Raw genomic sequence first — 18,683 nt, 5'->3', positions numbered from 1 at the left:
GGTGAATGCTGATGACTTATGATAATGAATCGTTAGAAGGCACCAATCATCAAGTTGTAGAAGAAGGTCAACATTATACACTTGCAGGTTTTTGGATGCGATTTTGGGCCTATATTGTTGATCTATTAATTGTAGCAAGTATAAATGGAATCGTTTTGTCACCTATTCTAACGTTTACGAATTTAAATGAACTAAATTGGGGAACGATTTTATCGTTTGGGGGGATCATGACAGCGATCGTCAGTTTTGGTTATTTTACGATCATGACGAAACTGTATCGTCAAACCGTCGGTAAAATGATCTTTGGCGTCAAAGTTCTATCACAAAAAGAGGAGCTTACATGGCTAGATGTCATCTTTCGTGAAGTAATTGGAAGATATATCCATCAATCGCTTTTTTTTATGAATCTGCTTTACTTAATTGTTGCTTTTCACCCTTTAAAAAAAGGCTTACACGATTATTTTGCAGATACTGTAGTCATATTGGAACCACGTAAAAAGAAAACGATCAAAACAGAATATTAAGCTATTCTTGAAATCGTATGTCTATCAATGAAGATGACATGCGATTTTTTCTGATAAGCGATTTCTCCCCTCCTCCCTTCCTTTCCTTCCATACCTATAAAATTTCCAGGTGCCTGGCACCTGGAAATTTTAGGTTTTTTGTATCGATTCATTAAATTGACTAATACTTGGTAATGGATGGTTTCTTTATTTTGTATGTCTTGTAAAGTAATGGACGATACTTTGATAAGGAGGGTTATCAAATGAATTGGCTAGTCATCATCGTCATTGTTATCATGTTCATTTTCATCATCATTCCGTTTTTGAAGCTGACTACGTATATAAAATATAGTCATAACGGGACAGATGATGAGTGTATAATTCAATTTCGTATCCTTTTTGGATTGATCCGTTACACCGTAAAAGTGCCTGTTTTAGCAATCGATAAAGAAAGCCCATCGCTCGTAGTTAAGGAAGAGACAGGCAATGACTCTGAAAAGAATGAGAAAAAGAGAAAAATAAATGTGTTTGAATTTATCTATGATCTTGAACAATTTCAACGCTTTTTAACTCATGTATTTGGATTTCATACAATTGTAAGAAACTTTATGGCAAAAATAAATGTAAATAAATTAAGTTGGTATACAGAAATAGGAACCGGTGATGCGGCAATTACTGGTTCGATTAGTGGGATTATTTGGGGAATTAAAGGAAACCTAATCGGGATTTTCTCAAATTTATTCCGGCTAGATGTATCCCCATCGATTGAAGTAATCCCGAAGTTTCAAGAGGTCGAGGTGGCTACCCAATTTGAATGCATGGTTTCTTATAGAATAGGACATGCTATCCTTGCAGGATTAAAGGTATTGAGCCATTGGAGAAAAGGCAAACCTTTTTTGAAAAATCCAGTACGGAACGCAAGGAGGGATATGAATGTCTGATCACCCGATTCAAGGTTTAATGAAGACAGCAATGGAAAATTTAAAAGAAATGGTTGACGTAAACACAATTATCGGCGACCCTGTTGAGACGCCTGATGGTAGTGTTATTCTCCCGGTTTCAAAAGTAGGTTTTGGTTTTGCAGCTGGCGGTAGTGAATTTGTTTTGAAGCATACGACAAATCACTCTTCTTCAAACTCAAATGAGAAAAAGCACCCATTTGGTGGAGGTAGCGGTGGAGGAGTATCGATTACACCGATTGCCTTTTTAGTAGTTGGAACTCATGGAGTGAAAATGATTCACTTAGACCAACAAGCTCATTTTTATGAAAAGCTGATGGAACTCACTCCTCAAGTTGTTGATAAGATTCAGCAAATGATTCAAACTTCTCCAACAGCAAAGAATCAGCAGTCGCGAACGCCACCACCACCGCCACCAAACCCAAATCAAGGTGACTCTCTCGAATTCTAACACTCGGTTTATCCGGGTGTTTTTATTTTGTTTACGATATTGAGAGGACTACAATCCGTTTAATCCCTCGAAACTTCTCATTTAACAAAATAATGGAACGGTGGAGCTCCAAACATAACTGATGAATCATTTAGCACTAAACGACCATATTTAAAGCCTCGGTTCCTTTTTGTCAAAATTCTTTGGAAGGTTATAAGGGTTATTACTGTTTAAACATAGGAAAGTTGTGGTATTTTAAATGTGTATGTCCATATTCAAAGAGGAGGAGATTTCTTAGATGGCAGAAGTAACTTTTAAAGGAAACAAAGTAACACTTGTCGGAAATGAAGTGAATGTAGGTGATCAAGCTCCTGACTTCACAGTACTTGCCAATGATTTGTCAGAAGTAACATTAGCAGACACAAAAGGGAAAGTTCGACTTATTAGCGTTGTGCCATCGATCGATACAGGCGTTTGTGAGCAACAAACTCGACGTTTTAATGAAGAAGCATCTCAATTAGATGGAGTTGAAGTGCTAACAATCAGCGTCGACTTACCATTTGCACAGAAGCGTTGGTGTGCAGCAGAAGGAATCGATAACGTACAAGTTCTTTCAGATCACCGCGAACTGTCTTTTGGTGAAAACTACGGTGTCGCGATCAAAGAATTAAGGTTATTATCCCGTTCAATCTTTGTCGTCGACAGTTCTGACAAAGTCACATATGTTGAATATGTACAAGAGGTAACTGAACACCCTGATTACGAAAAAGCATTAGAAGCGGCTAAAACTGCAAAATAATACAGTGAGGGAATGAGTATAAAAGCTCATTCCCTTATTTAATTGACTTCTTGGTACCGATTCCCTCGTTTTAATTAAAGAAGATACCGGCAAACTATTTTTAACAATGGTATGAGGAGTGAAGTGAATGAGAAAACGAAAAAGTCAAAGGAATGCAGCATTGACGAACAATCAAACCCCAGAAGAAAGTTTGCCAAATGTAAAAGAACAATATAAAAGAAGTAATCATAACCGTCCGAAAACCGGACCAGGTTCTAAAGGATAAGGGAATGGAGTGACCATTATGGATAAAAAGAAGCAAGAGAAAAAGAAGAAAACGGAAATTGAAAAAGTTGATATTCCGGAAATCGAACATGAAACACCTCATCCAGGAACAGAAGAATTCAATTTACAGAATGGTTCATACGATCCAGGAGAGAATCAATATTTAAATGAGCAAACCGGAACTGAGGATAAAAGGTGAAACATCAGCAAACAAAAGGAATAGACAAAAAGAAGAATAATTCTGTAACCAATTCAGACGTTTCTAGTTCAAAACATTCAAAGTCAAATAAAAAAACGCGTTTTTGCGGAGGGTTATGAGGCTGGGATAAAACAAGTCTCTTTAAAGGGAATAGAGAAGTTGCGTCAAAGCAAAGGGAAGTTGCGTCAAAGCAAAGAGAAGTTGCGCCAAAGCAAAGAGAAGTTGCGTCAAAGCAAAGAGAAGTTGCGCCAAAGCAAAGGGAAGTTGCGTCAAAGCAAAGGGAAGTTGCGTCAAAGCAAAGGGAAGTTGCGTCAAAGCAAAGAGAAGTTGCGCCAAAGCAAAGGGAAGTTGCGTCAAAGCAAAGAGAAGTTGCGCCAAAGCAAAGAGAAGTTGCGTCAAATGAATCTGATTATCCAATCGCGATAATTGGATTCTTTTTGATGATTTTTTAACATACGAATAAATTTCATACATCTGAATCTTTGCGACTCACCGTTTCTAAGACATGAAAAAAGGAGTAGCTTCCCATATACCGAATGTTAGATGATGGAAGCAGTTGAAAGCACGTAGACTCCTACGGGAATAGCTACCAAAGTGAGACCCCATAGAACGTAACAAGAGTGGAGTTCGAGGCTCACTAGTCATCCGCGGAAAGCGAAGTGTATTTCAACTTCAGTCCAAATAAATAGTGAAAATTAAAAAGATCAAAACACATGAGTGTTTCAATTCGCTTCATTTAAGCATAACCTAAGTATTTTTGGTACAATACTTGAATGAACAATGATGATAGGAGAGAGAGCGATGCATGCAGAAACAAATACTGAAAAAATGTTTGAAGTATTAGACGAAGGGGCTACGATTCTTAAAGAAGAATTGGACATCCCTTATTTAGATGCGCTAGGTGTAATGGGAGAAATACTTTTTCAAGGAGAAGTTGAACAAATAACTGATGAGATCAGAAAGAAAAAGCTCGAAAAATTAATTGACCAAGCTCCAACAAGTGACACAATACATAAAGAAGAAAGTCGAAGAGCAGTCCAGCTCGCTGTTTTAAAAGGGATGAAAGAAGGAACACAGCCGCATCATGCTATGACACCTGATGCTGTCAGCTTATTTGTCGGCTACTTAGTTGAAAAAGTTCTCAGTTATGAAAAAAGCAATGAAGTAACGATTGTATTAGATCCAGCTGTAGGAGCCGGGAACTTACTAACAGGTGTTATGAATCAATTAAAACGTTCATCACACGGAATCGGTGCGGAAGCTGATGAAACATTACTAAAATTAGCTTATGTTAATGCAAACCTACAATCACATCCTATCGACCTTTTTCATCAAGACAGTGTAGCGACACCGACTATTCGAAATGTGGATGTCGTTGTATCAGACCTTCCAGTCGGATTTTATCCTAATGATGATATTGCCGAATCATATCAATTAAAAGCAGATGAAGGGCATTCTTTTGTCCATCATTTATTAATTGAACAGTCGATGACTCACGTAAAAGAAGGCGGTTTTATGTTTTTCATTGTACCTAATTTCATTTTTGAATCAGCTGAAGCGAAAAAGCTTCATGAATATTTAAAATCAGATGGATACATTTATTCATTAATGCAACTGCCGAAATCAATGTTTAAAAATGAACAGTGGGGAAAAAGTATACTCATAGTACGAAAACGTACAAAAGGAATACAAGGACCAAAGCAAGCATTATTGGCGGAACTTCCTTCCTTTGCGAATGAACAATCTCTACAAGATATGATGAAGCGTATTTCAGACTGGTTTGATGAGCATTTGTCTACGTAACGGCAAATATTCATAAAACTGATACTATTCACAATATAACTGTTTCATTGTTTTTGTTTTGAAATATGAACAGATTATAATGAAACGTTTTTCAACCCTTTTTAATGAGACTTTTGTGATTTTTCTGTGTTATATTCTGTTAATGCGCTTTCATGAAACAGAGGTTGCAAAACTGTAAAACATAGTGTTTAATAGTGTATGGTGAAAACAATAGGAGACATTGGTTTTATAGAAGAGGTAAACCTCTTCTTCTTTCATGAAAACTAATCAATTTATTTTTTGATAAAAAGGAGCGGTTAACAGATGTCCAAAATTATCGCGATTAACGCGGGGAGCTCATCGTTAAAATTCCAACTGTTAGACATGCCTGAAGAAACAGTCGTTACAAAAGGTGTTGTTGAACGTATAGGCTTAAAAGATTCAATCTTTATGATTGAAGTAGATGGAGAAAAAAAGAAGGATATAGCTGACATTGAAGATCATGCAAAAGCAGTAAAAATTTTATTAGACAAGTTGATTACATTTCATATTATCACTTCACTTGACGAGATAGATGGAATTGGCCATCGTGTTGTTCACGGTGGCGAAAAATTCAACGATTCTGTTGTAATAAATGAAGAAGTGATTGCAGGTATTGAAGAAGTATCTGAACTTGCTCCACTTCATAATCCGGCTAACTTAGTTGGCATTCGTGCCTTCCAAGAAGTGCTGCCAAATGTACCGGCAGTAGCAGTATTTGATACAGCATTTCATCAAACAATGCCAAAAGAATCTTATTTATACAGCCTTCCTTATGAATATTATGAAGACTATGGTATACGTAAATACGGTTTCCACGGTACGTCGCATAAGTATGTTTCTCAACGTGCTTCAGAAATTCTTGGACGTCCACTGGAACACTTGCGGTTAATTTCTTGTCACTTAGGAAACGGTGCAAGTATCGCTGCGATTGATGGTGGGAAATCAATAGATACTTCTATGGGATTCACACCGTTAGCAGGGGTAACGATGGGAACTCGTTCAGGAAATATTGACCCGGCGCTCATCCCTTATATTATGGAAAAGACAAACCAAAGTGCAGAAGAAGTCATTCAAGTGTTGAATAAAAAAAGTGGCATGCTAGCCCTTTCAGGTTTTTCAAGTGACTTGCGTGATATTGAAATCCAAGCAGAAGAAGGAAATGAACGTGCAAAACTAGCACTTGAAGTATTTACTTCCCGAATTCATAAATATATTGGTTCTTATGCATCCCGTATGCACGGTCTTGATGCCGTTATTTTCACTGCTGGAATTGGTGAAAATAGTGACACGATTCGTGCTCAAGTATTAAAAGGCCTTGAGTTCATGGGCATTTATTGGGATCCTTCCTTAAATAAAGTACGAGGAAAAGAAGCATTTTTAAATTATCCTCATTCGCCTGTGAAAGTAATTGTCATTCCTACAAATGAAGAAGTAATGATAGCTCGTGATACAATTAGATTAACTCAATAATTGTATACTTATTTGCACCGGTAAAACTCCAATCATACCGGTGCTTTTTCTTTGTGGTAAATTAGGTCAAATTTTATAGCTATTGAAGGAAAGATGCTCATTGGTGAAGAATGTTTAATTATTGAACACGAAAAAAGGAGTTGGCAACTTAAAATGAGCTGGACAAACCGCGAAGAAACTGTTTGGAATGATATTATCCAATGGGAAACAAATGAGCTAGATCATACTGGAACCGACATATCCAAGACATATCAAAGGTGGCTCGATAAAAGTATAGAGATGCTGGACCCGAAATGGAAGAAAAAAATGCTTACAACGTTAGACAGTATCCTATTTCATCTTCATGCAACAGTACAGCAAGGTCGTTTTGACCAACAGGCAATGGATTTTATCCTTACACAGGCAAGAGTCTTCAACAGTCAAATTGAAACTGTTGAAGATATGAAAATGCTGTCGATTGATCAACTTCGTTTTATCGCAAAAAAGCAGCTAGCAAAACAACGATTGACATCGTTCGCCCAAGGAGGCTTAACTGGGATAGGAGGAATCGTTTTTACGCTAAGTGACCTTCCACTGATGCTTGCTATCAACTTAAGAACGGTACAACTGACATCATTGACGTATGGCTATGATTTGAGAAAACCTTACGAGATGATGCTCGTATTAAAGTTATTTCATGCGATTTCATTGCCGCAGCATTTGCGAAAACAAGCTTGGGATCAATTGATTAATGAGGTAAGTGCTAGCGGGGAGCAATTTATGTTTTACGAAGGTGAAGAAGATGTGACAACACAAGCGTGGCTGCAAAAACCTTTACACAATATTGCAAAGCTGGTGTTTTTATCTTTTGCCCGTAAAAAAGTTATTCAAGGTATTCCTGTTCTAGGCATTGCTTTAGGTGCAACGATGAATTATCAGTTTTCATATCTTATATCGGAGTCAGCTCATATGTTTTACCAAAAAAGGTTATTGTTAGAGCGAAAAGAATAAAAGAGAAATAATTTTGTTTTGTTCCAAAAGTCCTTTGGCTTAAAATCCCCTAGATGCACACAGTGTTCACCTAAGAAGCTTAAGCCTTGCCCGCGGCAATGAAGGCACTACGAAGTCCAGCACAAGAAGATGTCGAACTTGTGCTCTGGAGTGCAAGCGAGTTTTTTTAATCAACCCGAATTAAGTTCCTGTAAATAAGAAATGGCTCTCACGATGAGGGCCACTCTAATTTACTATGTTTTGTCCCCTCCTCCATATGGCCGGGAATTTTTGGTGCGTTTCTACTATTACTTAAAAATGTGTTTTCGATTCAGTAACAGATGCATTCGTTCTGTACCAAATCCATAGGTCATTAATGACTGAAGCTAACTCTGAGATTTGTTCATTGAGATGACAGCTTCTATCAAAATCATCTTCAATATATAACCTTTCTTGAAGCTGGTTAATTTCATGTTCAATTTCTTTTACTCGTTCAGGGATATCGCCTCGGTACGTTTCCCATTCAGAGATCGTATTTTCTTGTTGGGATTGACTTAGTGATTTCCATTCACAGCTGAGGTTCGGAATAGAAATCCCGAGGCGTTCGTCATAAACAAACGTAATTGACAAAGATATCCCTCCCATCTATTCGTTAGAATCTGTACGAACAATTAAGACATCACAACGTGCATGCCTTGCGATATGCTCTGACACACTTCCGATTAAAAATCGTTCCACCGCATTTAAACCAGTGGCCCCTGTAACAATGAGATCAATTTCATGTTTTTTAGCGACATCTTTAGCAATCTTTACTTTCGGAGAACCATAATCAATGACTAATGTTACATCTTTTACCCCGGCATCTAGTGCTTGTTGCTTATACTCTGCGAGCATGTTGTTCGCGTATTCTTCTGTTTCTGATAAAATCGTTCGGTCATAATGTTCTACAGATGCAAAGGTACGTGTATCGACAATATGGACAATAATTAACTTTGCACCATGCTCCGTACATAAAAGTGATGCTTTTTTAAATGCTCTTCTTGCCTCGTCTGACCCGTCGACTGCTACGAGAATGTTATGATAACGAACACTCATTTATCGTCAGCCTCCTTCGTAAAATAATCAGATGTTGCTTCTCTTATTATACCAAAATCATTGTATTTATACGAAATATCGTGATATTCGTCGATGATTTGACACATACTACTTGAGAAAAAGGGAGGGATATGAAAATGGAAAAACGGAAATATAATGATCAGAAGTTTACAGAAGAAGATGGACAAAACTATGTCCATGACCAGTTAATTAGTTCATATTATCAACATTCACAGTCTTTAACGAATGAAGAAGACGAACAACTGCAGCAAGAAGCGAATCTGGATGAAAAATGAAAAGTAACTAGGTGTAAAAATGACTTCCCAACAGTGCTCTCTTACGAATGTAAAAAATATAGAGGTATAAATTCAACATTTATCTATATTTTTATATTAGTGGAGTGGACATGTTCCATGGGAAGTCGTTTTTTTACTTAAGTTTTTAAAGTCACTGTTGGGTTTGGCTAGATGAAGCATTTGATATACCAGTCTTACTAAAAAAATGAACAGATAAAGAAATCGTGGTCAAGTTTTTTTACAAGAGAATGAACTTATAGATATAATAAAGACAATGAAGAAAAATGGGAAGAAAAATATGGGTGTTGTGGAGGAGTGAACCGATGCGGCATGCATTAATTACAGCAGGTTCAAAAGGATTAGGAAAGAAAGTAACAGAACAATTACTGCAAGAAGGTTACAGTGTTACAGTCCATTATCGTAGTGATGAGCGTGCTGTTAGTCAATTTAAAGAAGATTGGTCAACGCATCTAGAGCGAATTCAGTTCGTACAGGGAGATGTGACGAATAAGGGCGATATTAACCGCGTCATTGATGAAACATTACAACAATGGGGAAAAATTGATGTGTTAGTCATGAATGCCGGACCATATATTTTTGAACGAAAAAAACTTGCCGATTACTCAGAGGAAGAATGGCAAATGATGATTCACGGAAACTTGAATGCAGCATTTTATTTTTTTAAAAGAGTCATACCGATGATGAGAAAGCAAAATTATGGAAGGATTATTACTTATGGCTTTCAAGGAGCGGATCATTCACCAGGCTGGCTGTACCGGTCTGCGTTTGCTGCGGCGAAAGTCGGTTTAGCTTCATTGACGAAGACAGTGTCAATTGAAGAAGCAGAAAATGGGATTACTGCGAACATGGTTTGCCCAGGGAAGATTGTCGGTGATATGAAAGAATCTACGATTGAACAAGCGCGCGGGATGATAGATGATGAAACTCCGATTGGCCGGTCAGGCACGGGTGAAGATATTGCGCGTACAGTCAGCTTTTTAAGTCATGAAAATGCAGATATGATTACAGGATCCGTCATAGAAGTTACCGGCGGTATGGATGTATTACACCGATATAGATAATGATACATTGATAAAGGTATATTTTACTAATTTTCGTCTCAAACTATTAGTTGAGGTGAGAACAAAAATGCGAAAATGGATGATGATCTCGATCATATTACTTGGCATTTTCTTCACAGCTGATGAAACATTTGCCTTTGATTGGTATGAAAACATTGAGATGAAAGTAACGATTTGGGCAAACGACATCGAATATGAGTGGGAATATGAAAATCCTGATATGTTTGAATATGAAAAAGGAAATACGATTGTGAAAGGCGAAGAGGCAAAAGTGGAATACGAAAAGTTATTATCACATATAGACCTGTCTGAACCGAAGCTAACAAACGAACAAATACATGAATTAGAAAAACTAGACCTTCATGGAATAGAAAGGATGGAAATCCATTTACTTGACGGAAATCACCGCTATAAAACGTGGGTCTGGAAAAATCAATCATAAAATGGCCGGAAGCATAACTGTTTTCGGAAACATGCTGTTGAAAAAAAGTACCTCAACAACTTATTTATTTTTTAAAATGCTCCCGTAAGACAGCGACTTCGAATTCTATTTTATAAAATAAGTATCCGTCCGTAAAACGGGCGGTTTTAATTTCGCCCTATAAGGACACTTACCACCAGAGTCCCTTAAGGGACCTTATTTAATTTGGTCTGTGTCAAAAGTTTTTCGAGGATATCCCTTTTCATAATCATATAGAATTCGAAATCGCTATAGTCGAATGCTTTCACTCCAAAGTACAAGTGCGACATCTACTCGTGCGTGACTCTTGCGGTAGGAAAGACTGTAATAGTACCGTCAAGAGAAGGTTTCGTGATCCTTGGCGGTAGGAAAAGCAGTCAAGCTGCTTCGACGCATTCTCTTCTTCGATTAATCTTGCAGAGGAAGAAGCACAGTATACCTTCCAACTATTCGTTACATTTAAAGAGATTCACGAATACAACCCTTGAAAGTTTATTTTCACGCAGGCAGAGCTTGTGGTTTACAAAGAATATAATAAAAAAGGGCTGTCCGCAAAGTTGAAACTTTTGAGACAGCCCTTTATAACGTTGACTTATTTATCTGCTAGGTACAACGGTTAATGCTTTCGGGAATTGGGTTAACGTTTCAAAGCCTGTTTCCGTAATGACGACATCGTCTTCAATGCGTACTCCAAGCTGATTAGGAATATAAATTCCCGGTTCAATAGTAAATGTCATACCTGGCTGGAGAAGACTTTCGTTTTGGTCATTCATCGATGGGAATTCGTGTACTTCAATCCCTAAACCATGTCCGATACGATGAGGAAAGTAGTCGCCATAACCGTTGTTTGAAATGGTCTCTCTTGCAGTTTTATCAAGGAGAGCGATACGGTTTCCTGGTTTGCTCGCAAAAAGGGACGCTTCTTGTGCTTTAAGTACCGTTTCATAGACAGCTTGGTCTTCATCTTTTACGTGGTCAAAGAAAACCGTACGTGTAATATCAGAGCAGTAGCCTTCCCAAACGACACCTAAATCAAAAAGGACGGCATCTCCTTTTTTCAGTTTTCGGTCGCCAGGATTTCCGTGCGGGTCACCAGCCTTCTCCCCAAATAGAACCATCGTCGAAAACGACATTTCGCGTACACCTTTTTTCTTTAGTTCATATTCGATTTTTGCAAGAACTTCCATTTCAGTTACGCCTTCTTCTAAAGCAGCTACGCCTGTTTTTATACCGAAGTCTGCCAGCTTTGCAGCAGCTCGTAATATTTTCAGTTCATCTTCAGATTTGATAATTCGTTCATTTAAAATGGCTTCATCGACTTCGATAAGTTCAACGAGCGGAAAAATTCCTTCCACTTCTCTAACACGTTGCCATGATAATGCATTTTCAACAGCGATTTTTTTTGGGGAAATGTGAATCTTTTCAAACTGCTGTTGAATTTTCTCCCAAGGATTTTCGGAGTCACTATAGCCGACAATGTCTCCTTGTTGAAAGACATATTGAATTTGATTGACTTCCATCCCAGGACAAACGATAAACGGATTTTTATCTTGAAATAAAAAAACAGCTAATAGTCGTTCATGTGGATCAGTATCAAAACCTGTAATATAAAAGTTATTCGGTCTTGATTGGAGCATGATACTGTCGACATCATTGTTTTTCATCCATTGTTGTAAAGACACTATTCTATTTTTCCTCATAATGTGCACCTCCGAAAAGTTTAACTACTATGTATGTCATTTTATCTTATCACTATCTGGGAATCATTTAAACTAAGTCTGAAAAAATCGGTTGAATAAGAAGGAGTTTTTACGGGTATCTAGTAATTATGTGTAGGGAAGAAAAATATTTGTTCAAAAAGATTATTGAATTAAGAAGTCTTTCTTCTTCTCACTTTTTGGACATGTAATTAAAGGAGAGGATCATTGATGAAAGTTTCTTTTCATGGACATTCAGTTGTGAAAATTGAAACGAATGGGACGACCATTATTATTGACCCGTTTATAACAGGAAACGGAACGTCTGACTTGAAAGCTGATGAAGTCAAGGCGGACGTTATTTTACTAACACATGGTCATAATGATCATGTCGGAGATACAGTCGATATTGCGAAAGCGAATGATGCATTAGTAGTTGCTCCATTCGAATTGGCAACTTATTTAGGGTGGCAAGGAGTGAATACACACCCAATGCACATTGGCGGGGCACATGAATTTGACTTTGGGACAGTGAAACTTACACAAGCATTTCACGGTTCATCGTATACAGAAGAAGAAAATCAAAAAATTGTTTACACCGGTATGCCAGCAGGGATTGTTTTTAAAGCAGAAGGGAAGACGATCTACCATGCGGGAGATACAGCACTTTTCTCTGATATGAAGCTAATTGGTGGGCAACATGATCTTAATCTCGCTTTCTTGCCGATCGGCGACAACTTCACGATGGGACCGGAAGATGCATTGATCGCAGCAAAGTGGTTAGAGGCCGAGCGAGTAGTACCGATTCATTATAATACTTTCCCTGTTATTGAGCAGGATGCATCTGCTTTTGTGAAAAAAGTTTCGAAAGGAGAAGGGATCGTGTTACATGCAGGAGATGATTTGACCCTTTGATGAAAGGGACAAGTTGCTCATAGAAAAAAGCTGTTCTTAAAAGTTGGCTCTAATTAGAGCACTTTTGGAACAGCTTCTTCATGTTGCTTATTTTGTTTCCATATACTTGCGAACTTCTTCCTCATAGCGTTCTCCGAGATACACGCCGTCTAATCTCTCAGATGATTCATTACGATGTTTTTCAAGCAAGATTGGCATTAGCTTTTGCCATAAAACTGTGCGCTCAACATGGTCACGGTCGAACTCTCGTAAATACTCCTCTAGTGAAATATCAAGCCCTTTAGAAATTCCTTGAATTGCCGGCGGCAAATGATTACGATAAACCTCTAAATTATATTCAACTTGAGATTCTATTGCTTCTTCAGTAATCGTTACTCCGTACTGTAAGTAAGCGTAGTCTTTCCAAGCTTCTTCGAACTCTACGCGATCCTTAGATAATTTGATAATTTCATCTTCTGTCCATCTCTGTTGCATCTCTTCATTTTGAATATAATAACGAATAATCCACTTTTTCACTTTTTCATTGTAAATCGAATGTTCTTCCGAAAGTTCTATTGCTTCAGTGGTCATATCTTTATAATCTTCTTCGTTAAGAGAACTTACTTCATCTTCAAATACAATATTTACTTCTTCTCCACCAGTAACAATTAGAGGCGGTTCAGAACTTGACTGACTGCACGCAGATATTAAGAAAAAAGTCATGAGGAACGAGAAGAGTGTTAAAACCCTCATTTCGACGCCTCCTTAAAAAAATTGTTCTGTTAAAAGATCATGTAGGTGATAATGAAAATTGGCGAAACTCCTATGAAATTACGAGTCAACATTTATATCATCAAACTTTAACAGAACCAATATAAGAAATAAGTCACAGAATATCATGAGAATGTTGATCAAAAAAATGTCTATTCTTCCTATACCCTAAATTAATACATTCATACGTATTTGATCAACAGTCAACTTCATCAATTTCTGTTTATTTCATAAAATAATAAACAAACCTAAATCTCCTTGAAGTCCTCCATTGTCAAGATTATACTTGTAGTAGAACAGAAGACAAAAAATGATTAAACAGTTTAATGTTGAAAAGATGTGTATGATAAATGATTAGTGATCGTGTTCAATACAGAAGGGGAAATGAGTTAATCTCATCTATATCCTTGTACCTTAATTCTTTTTTGAACACCTTCTATCATAACTATAACATAGCCAAATGAAAAAGGATGTGGCAAGCTCGATGACAAAGCACGAGCAAATATTACAACATATACGTTCTCTTGAAGTTGGGAGCAAAATATCTGTTCGTCAAATCGCCAAAGCGTTAAATGTGAGTGAAGGTACAGCATACCGGGCGATTAAAGACGCAGAGAACCAAGGGCATGTAAGTACAATAGAACGTGTTGGAACGATTCGAATTGAAAAAAAACAAAAAGATAACTTTGAAAGATTAACGTATGCTGAAGTGATCAACATTGTTGATGGACAAGTACTCGGCGGCAGAGATGGTTTGTATAAAACGTTAAACAAGTTTGTTATTGGTGCGATGAAAGCAGAAGCGATGATGCGCTATGTCGAAGCTGGGAACTTACTGATTGTCGGTAACCGTGAACAAGTACATAAATTAGCTTTAGAAGAAGGTTCCGCAGTTTTAATAACTGGTGGATTTGATACAAGTGATGAAGTAAGACAATTAGCAGATGAGTTGCAGCTACCGATAATTTCGACTTCTTACGATACGTTTACGGTTGCGACGATGATTAACCGAGCGATTTATGATCAGCTGATCAAAAAAGAAATCATTCTTGTCGAGGATATATTAATTCCAATTGAACAAACTGATTTCATGACAACGAGTCATACTGTTGAAAAATGGCATGAGTTAAATAACCGTACAGGACATAGCCGTTACCCGATTATCGATGATGAGAATAAATTGCAAGGGATGGTCACAGCAAAAGATGTGATGGGGGTCGGTCCTTTTATTGAGATTGAAAAAGTCATGACCAAGCATCCAATCTCAGTAAATGCACAAACGTCTGTTGCGTCTGCAGCCCATATGATGGTTTGGGAAGGAATTGAAATGCTTCCAGTCGTCAATCATAATAAACGTCTTCTCGGCATTATTAGCAGGCAGGATGTATTAAAGGCATTACAAATGATTCAACGGCAACCTCATGTCGGGGAGACAATTGAGGATTTAGTTACTCGTCATTTTGAAGACCTTTCGACGTCTCAGGAACACCGTTTCCGTTTAGATGTGACGCCGCAAATGACGAATCATCTCGGAACGATATCATATGGGGTTATAACAACGATTGTGACAGAAGCGGGAAGCCGGGTATTAAGAAAATATAAAAAAGGCGATCTCGTTGTCGAGAATATTACGTTATTTTTTATAAAACCTGTTCAAATCGATAGTCAAATTGATGTTTGTCCAAAAGTAATGGAAGTAGGGAGGAAGTTTGGGAAAGTCGATGTCGAGTTATATCATGATTCACAAATCGTTGGAAAAGCGATGTTAATGGCTCAACTAATTGACAGATAGAATTTAGGAAAATGAGCAAATGGTCGTTTTAAAAAAGTAATGAGTATTATTGTTTATTCGGCTGCTAGTTGTTCGTTAGTAACGACGAAATATGGTTAAAAGTCAAAAAGACAGGCTGTCGAGACACTTTCTCAACAGCCCAAAGAACGGGGGATCCCGTTCTCATTACTTCTCTTTCGTTTCAGCTTTTTTCAGTTCTTCCGCTTCCTTTTGTGCATAGGGGAGATACGTTTTATAAAAACGGATACCGAATATGAGATTAATAAGGCCGAATGCAAAAAAGACAAGTGAGACGATCGCAGCAACGGTCGTTTCAAACCTTAAATATGAATTAATCGCAAAAGAAATAAAGAACACGCCTACAGCGATGCTTCCCTTTGAAGAATACCATCGCTTTTCCATCGGCCCTACGGCTCGAGCTTGCTGAACTTTAAAATAAACAAAAAAGACGAGTGATGTAAATATTAAAATGACCCAGATCATCGTTTGGACTCCTTTACAATCAAATGTAATTCCACTAAGTAAAGGTAGCATAAGGTATGATATAAATTCAAGCTTATTAAAACGTCTATGTTCAAAAAGGAGCTACCATCGTTCAAAAGAAGAATGAAGCTCCTTGACACGATGAGTTTTATGTCTCTTTAATAGACTATAAATTTTAACTACTATGAACATATACACTAAAGGAGTAAATAAATGAAACAACAAGTTTTAGATGCGATTGAAAAATATGAGTCGATTATTATTCACCGTCATGTCCGTCCGGACCCTGATGCATATGGGTCACAAGCCGGTTTAAAAGAACTGATTAAATCAAAATATCCAACGAAAAACGTTTATTTAGCAGGAGAGCATGAAGAGTCACTAACTTTTTTAGACAAGATGGATCAAATCGGTGACGAGACGTATAACAACTCACTAGTCATCGTTTGTGATACAGCTAATCGCGAGCGAATCGACGATCAAAGGTTTACAAAAGGTCAACTTTTAGTCAAAATTGACCATCACCCTGATGTTGATGTATACGGTGATATTTCTTGGGTCGATACAAAGGCAAGTTCAACAAGTGAAATGATATGTGAGTTATTTGCCGATGATTTAATTAAAGGTAACGCTGAATTGACAGAAGGAGCAAGGCTATTATATGCAGGGGTTATTGGAGATACTGGTCGTTTCCGATTCCCAAACACAACTGAGAGGACATTTTATTGGGCTGCGAACTTGATCCAATACTCATTTTCACGTGATGACCTTTACAATGAGCTATATAAAACGTCTTTACGTTTAACAAGGCTAGAAGGGTATGTATTAAGTGAAATGGAACTTCTTCCTTCTGGTGCAGCATATGTAAACCTGCCTATTGAAATTTTAAAGAAGTTCGAGGTATCGTCGAAAGAGGCAGCTGGAATTGTCAATACATTTTCAACATTAGAAGGTTTAAAAGCATGGGTATTCTTTGTCGAAGAAGAAGAAGAAGTGATCAGAGTACGGCTTCGCTCAAAAGGACCAGAGATTCATGAATTAGCAGGTAAATATAATGGAGGGGGCCATCCAATGGCCTCAGGCGCATCTGTACATTCTTGGGGAGAAGCGAAGCAATTACTTAATGAACTAAACGAATTGTGTGAGAAATATTAGCTGACTTTTCGATTATATGAATCACAATAAATAATAAAAAAGAGAGCGAGAGTTTTTTCGAAAACTCACGCTCTCTTTTTTGGGATGAACCAGTTTCCCAATGATGAAGTATCTTCAATCACGTCAATTCCTAAAGTTGATAATTCTTTTTTTATAAGTTTTGTCACTTCTTCTGTCTCAGCATAAGCAGAATATCCATCTTGAATCGATTTAACTTTCTCTTTTACTAACTTACTTCTACTCATTACTCTCATCTGCGTTTGCCTCCTTAATCTAGAAGATCATTACAAAATCAGATCATCAGTCTCTCTTTATTAAATAGCCTTAGGAATCGATTGTAAAGAATTTTGCATCAATTAAATCTATTTACTTATTTATGTTTATTATAACCGTTTAATGATGAAAACATTATGATTATGAAAAATGTTCACAGAAATGTAAAAGGTTTACGAGGGGTACCTTTTTGTTCATTCTAGATACCATATGCTAAATGCTAAAAAAATGATCCATCGTCTTATCGAATGATTTCGACAGAACCTATTTTAGGGAGTAGATGGATAATGATGGCATAGAAGTCAATGTTGGAGGTCGCAAATCCCGAGGGGACTTAATCCCCGCGGGATTTTTAGTATGGCTGATAGCTGATAGAGGAAAGTAAAGGTTTTATTATTCTGCAGATTCAATTCGTAAATAAAAATCAACGGTCGTATATAATATAAGCCGTTCTATTTTCAATTGATAGCGCTTATCGTTCCCTTTGATTGTAAATATTTTGTTTTCCACCGTTCGTTCTAAAAAATCTAACGAATTATAGACCGTTTCAATATTTTTATTTCGAATCAAATCTAGCTCACTTTCAACAGCACTTCGCAACTCATGAAGAGTTAGTTCACTTAATTTAATATCGTTTTCATTCACAAAATGAAGCTTAATATCTTGTACGGTTAACTTTCGTTGGTTTTCCTCATTTTGTTCATCTTGATCTTTTCGAAGAATTTCAATCGTATTTGCTTGACTTTCAATCTCCTTTTGCTGGTCATTAATTTTTAATACAAGTTTTTCATGAACGAGGCCGAACTGATAGAGAAAAAAGAGCCAACCGATAAGAATTCCTAGAAGAATTCCTGCAAAGAAGCGCTGCCAGCTTTTCTCTCTATAAAAAGGGGGGATTCGCATCAAACCCCCTCCTGAGTGAGCCATTGAATAATCACTGTGCCTGTATGTGCTCCGCTCAGAGCCGCAAATATCATGAGTAATGTTTTAAAAATATCAGCATGAGTCCCTTCAAAAATTCCTCTTTCTAGTGTGGAGATCGCATCGAAAGTACCACCGATCGCTGCAACGAGTGCCCAAATTTTTAAGCTTGAAGCTAAGTCATACATAACAGAAAGTGGTGGTTTACCGATTAAATAAGCACCAATTCCGCCGATAATCGTTCCCCCAATAATAACACCGAATGCAACGAAGTAATCAATGACTAAAGTCGCTAAAAATTCTTTATCTATCAAGTAAATCCCCTCTTTCTGCCCCCCTGAAGTTGG

General features: G+C 37.4%; 24 protein-coding genes. 16 read left to right on the top strand and 8 right to left on the bottom strand.

Annotation, left to right across the window (positions count from 1 at the left end; translation table 11 throughout):
• The first annotated feature begins 11 nt into the window (after positions 1–11).
• The 10 genes from CD001_RS21815 (at position 12) to CD001_RS21770 (ending at position 7,438) form a co-directional block, all read left to right on the top strand.
• Positions 12–524, top strand: coding sequence for an RDD family protein (locus tag CD001_RS21815; RefSeq protein WP_096189732.1), 513 nt, complete (start codon positions 12–14; stop codon positions 522–524).
• 242 nt (positions 525–766) lie between these two features.
• Positions 767–1,444: a DUF2953 domain-containing protein gene (locus CD001_RS21810; RefSeq protein WP_096189731.1), complete on the top strand. Its 678-nt coding sequence runs from the start codon at positions 767–769 to the stop codon at positions 1,442–1,444.
• Positions 1,437–1,913, top strand: a complete 477-nt coding sequence (gene ytfJ, locus CD001_RS21805; protein WP_096189730.1) for a GerW family sporulation protein — start codon at positions 1,437–1,439, stop codon at positions 1,911–1,913. Before CD001_RS21810 ends, ytfJ begins: the two co-directional genes overlap by 8 nt.
• Positions 1,914–2,190: 277 nt before the next feature.
• A complete protein-coding gene (tpx, locus tag CD001_RS21800) occupies positions 2,191–2,691 on the top strand; it encodes a thiol peroxidase (RefSeq protein WP_096189729.1) in 501 nt (166 codons plus the stop codon).
• Positions 2,692–2,818: 127 nt separating this feature from the next.
• Positions 2,819–2,956: a hypothetical protein gene (locus CD001_RS26580; RefSeq protein WP_096189728.1), complete on the top strand. Its 138-nt coding sequence runs from the start codon at positions 2,819–2,821 to the stop codon at positions 2,954–2,956.
• A gap of 18 nt (positions 2,957–2,974) precedes the next feature.
• Positions 2,975–3,154, top strand: coding sequence for a hypothetical protein (locus CD001_RS21790; protein WP_096189727.1), 180 nt, complete (start codon positions 2,975–2,977; stop codon positions 3,152–3,154).
• A 159-nt stretch (positions 3,155–3,313) separates the two neighbouring features.
• The gene (locus CD001_RS26115) at positions 3,314–3,580 is read left to right on the top strand and encodes a hypothetical protein (protein ID WP_142303626.1); all 267 of its coding nucleotides are present in this window, start codon (positions 3,314–3,316) and stop codon (positions 3,578–3,580) included.
• Positions 3,581–3,955: 375 nt separating this feature from the next.
• Positions 3,956–4,957 carry a class I SAM-dependent methyltransferase gene (locus tag CD001_RS21780; protein WP_096189725.1) on the top strand — a complete coding sequence of 334 codons (1,002 nt, stop codon included), beginning with the start codon at positions 3,956–3,958 and terminating at the stop codon, positions 4,955–4,957.
• A gap of 303 nt (positions 4,958–5,260) precedes the next feature.
• On the top strand, positions 5,261–6,448 hold the full coding sequence (locus CD001_RS21775; RefSeq protein ID WP_096189724.1) for an acetate kinase: 1,188 nt from the start codon (positions 5,261–5,263) through the stop codon (positions 6,446–6,448).
• Positions 6,449–6,601: 153 nt separating this feature from the next.
• Positions 6,602–7,438, top strand: a complete 837-nt coding sequence (locus CD001_RS21770) for an EcsC family protein (protein ID WP_179298860.1) — start codon at positions 6,602–6,604, stop codon at positions 7,436–7,438.
• A gap of 291 nt (positions 7,439–7,729) precedes the next feature.
• On the opposite strand, the gene CD001_RS21765 is transcribed toward CD001_RS21770, so the two are convergent.
• Entirely contained in the window at positions 7,730–8,047 is a 318-nt protein-coding gene (locus tag CD001_RS21765; protein WP_096189722.1) for a hypothetical protein, read from the bottom strand.
• Positions 8,048–8,062: 15 nt separating this feature from the next.
• Complete coding sequence (locus tag CD001_RS21760) at positions 8,063–8,512, bottom strand: universal stress protein (protein ID WP_096189721.1); 450 nt, start codon at positions 8,510–8,512, stop codon at positions 8,063–8,065.
• A gap of 137 nt (positions 8,513–8,649) precedes the next feature.
• On the opposite strand from CD001_RS21760, the gene CD001_RS26575 reads away from it, so the two are divergent.
• The 3 genes from CD001_RS26575 (at position 8,650) to CD001_RS21750 (ending at position 10,332) form a co-directional block, all read left to right on the top strand.
• A complete protein-coding gene (locus tag CD001_RS26575) occupies positions 8,650–8,808 on the top strand; it encodes a hypothetical protein (RefSeq protein ID WP_179298859.1) in 159 nt (52 codons plus the stop codon).
• Positions 8,809–9,131: 323 nt separating this feature from the next.
• A complete protein-coding gene (locus tag CD001_RS21755) occupies positions 9,132–9,890 on the top strand; it encodes an SDR family oxidoreductase (RefSeq protein ID WP_096189720.1) in 759 nt (252 codons plus the stop codon).
• Between the two features lie 67 nt (positions 9,891–9,957).
• The gene (locus tag CD001_RS21750) at positions 9,958–10,332 is read left to right on the top strand and encodes a hypothetical protein (RefSeq protein WP_096189719.1); all 375 of its coding nucleotides are present in this window, start codon (positions 9,958–9,960) and stop codon (positions 10,330–10,332) included.
• A 614-nt stretch (positions 10,333–10,946) separates the two neighbouring features.
• Here CD001_RS21750 and CD001_RS21745 read toward each other — a convergent pair.
• Positions 10,947–12,050, bottom strand: a complete 1,104-nt coding sequence (locus CD001_RS21745; RefSeq protein WP_096189718.1) for a M24 family metallopeptidase — start codon at positions 12,048–12,050, stop codon at positions 10,947–10,949.
• Between the two features lie 228 nt (positions 12,051–12,278).
• Here CD001_RS21745 and CD001_RS21740 point away from each other — a divergent pair, with 228 nt between their 5' ends.
• Positions 12,279–12,962, top strand: coding sequence for a metal-dependent hydrolase (locus tag CD001_RS21740; RefSeq protein ID WP_096189717.1), 684 nt, complete (start codon positions 12,279–12,281; stop codon positions 12,960–12,962).
• 87 nt (positions 12,963–13,049) lie between these two features.
• Here CD001_RS21740 and CD001_RS21735 read toward each other — a convergent pair whose 3' ends face one another.
• Positions 13,050–13,694, bottom strand: coding sequence for a hypothetical protein (locus tag CD001_RS21735; protein ID WP_096189716.1), 645 nt, complete (start codon positions 13,692–13,694; stop codon positions 13,050–13,052).
• A 502-nt stretch (positions 13,695–14,196) separates the two neighbouring features.
• Here CD001_RS21735 and CD001_RS21730 point away from each other — a divergent pair.
• On the top strand, positions 14,197–15,504 hold the full coding sequence (locus CD001_RS21730) for a CBS domain-containing protein (protein ID WP_096189715.1): 1,308 nt from the start codon (positions 14,197–14,199) through the stop codon (positions 15,502–15,504).
• A 165-nt stretch (positions 15,505–15,669) separates the two neighbouring features.
• Here CD001_RS21730 and CD001_RS21725 read toward each other — a convergent pair whose 3' ends face one another.
• Complete coding sequence (locus CD001_RS21725; RefSeq protein WP_179298858.1) at positions 15,670–15,987, bottom strand: YtpI family protein; 318 nt, start codon at positions 15,985–15,987, stop codon at positions 15,670–15,672.
• A 213-nt stretch (positions 15,988–16,200) separates the two neighbouring features.
• Here CD001_RS21725 and CD001_RS21720 point away from each other — a divergent pair, with 213 nt between their 5' ends.
• Positions 16,201–17,142, top strand: coding sequence for a DHH family phosphoesterase (locus CD001_RS21720; RefSeq protein ID WP_096189713.1), 942 nt, complete (start codon positions 16,201–16,203; stop codon positions 17,140–17,142).
• A gap of 65 nt (positions 17,143–17,207) precedes the next feature.
• Here CD001_RS21720 and CD001_RS21715 read toward each other — a convergent pair whose 3' ends face one another.
• The 3 genes from CD001_RS21715 to CD001_RS21705 form a co-directional block, all read right to left on the bottom strand.
• A complete protein-coding gene (locus CD001_RS21715; protein ID WP_096189712.1) occupies positions 17,208–17,396 on the bottom strand; it encodes a hypothetical protein in 189 nt (62 codons plus the stop codon).
• Between the two features lie 412 nt (positions 17,397–17,808).
• On the bottom strand, positions 17,809–18,318 hold the full coding sequence (gene ytrI, locus CD001_RS21710; RefSeq protein WP_096189711.1) for a sporulation membrane protein YtrI: 510 nt from the start codon (positions 18,316–18,318) through the stop codon (positions 17,809–17,811).
• Positions 18,318–18,647, bottom strand: coding sequence for a YtrH family sporulation protein (locus CD001_RS21705; RefSeq protein WP_096190714.1), 330 nt, complete (start codon positions 18,645–18,647; stop codon positions 18,318–18,320). The genes ytrI and CD001_RS21705 overlap by 1 nt, the downstream gene beginning before the upstream one ends.
• Between the last annotated feature and the right edge of the window lie 36 nt (positions 18,648–18,683).

The organism is Evansella halocellulosilytica, from assembly GCF_002335745.1.
Lineage (GTDB): Bacteria > Bacillota > Bacilli > Bacillales > Salisediminibacteriaceae > Bacillus_CA > Bacillus_CA halocellulosilytica.
Note: the sequence above shows the minus strand (reverse complement) of the source record. Positions and strands in the feature narration are given on the sequence as shown.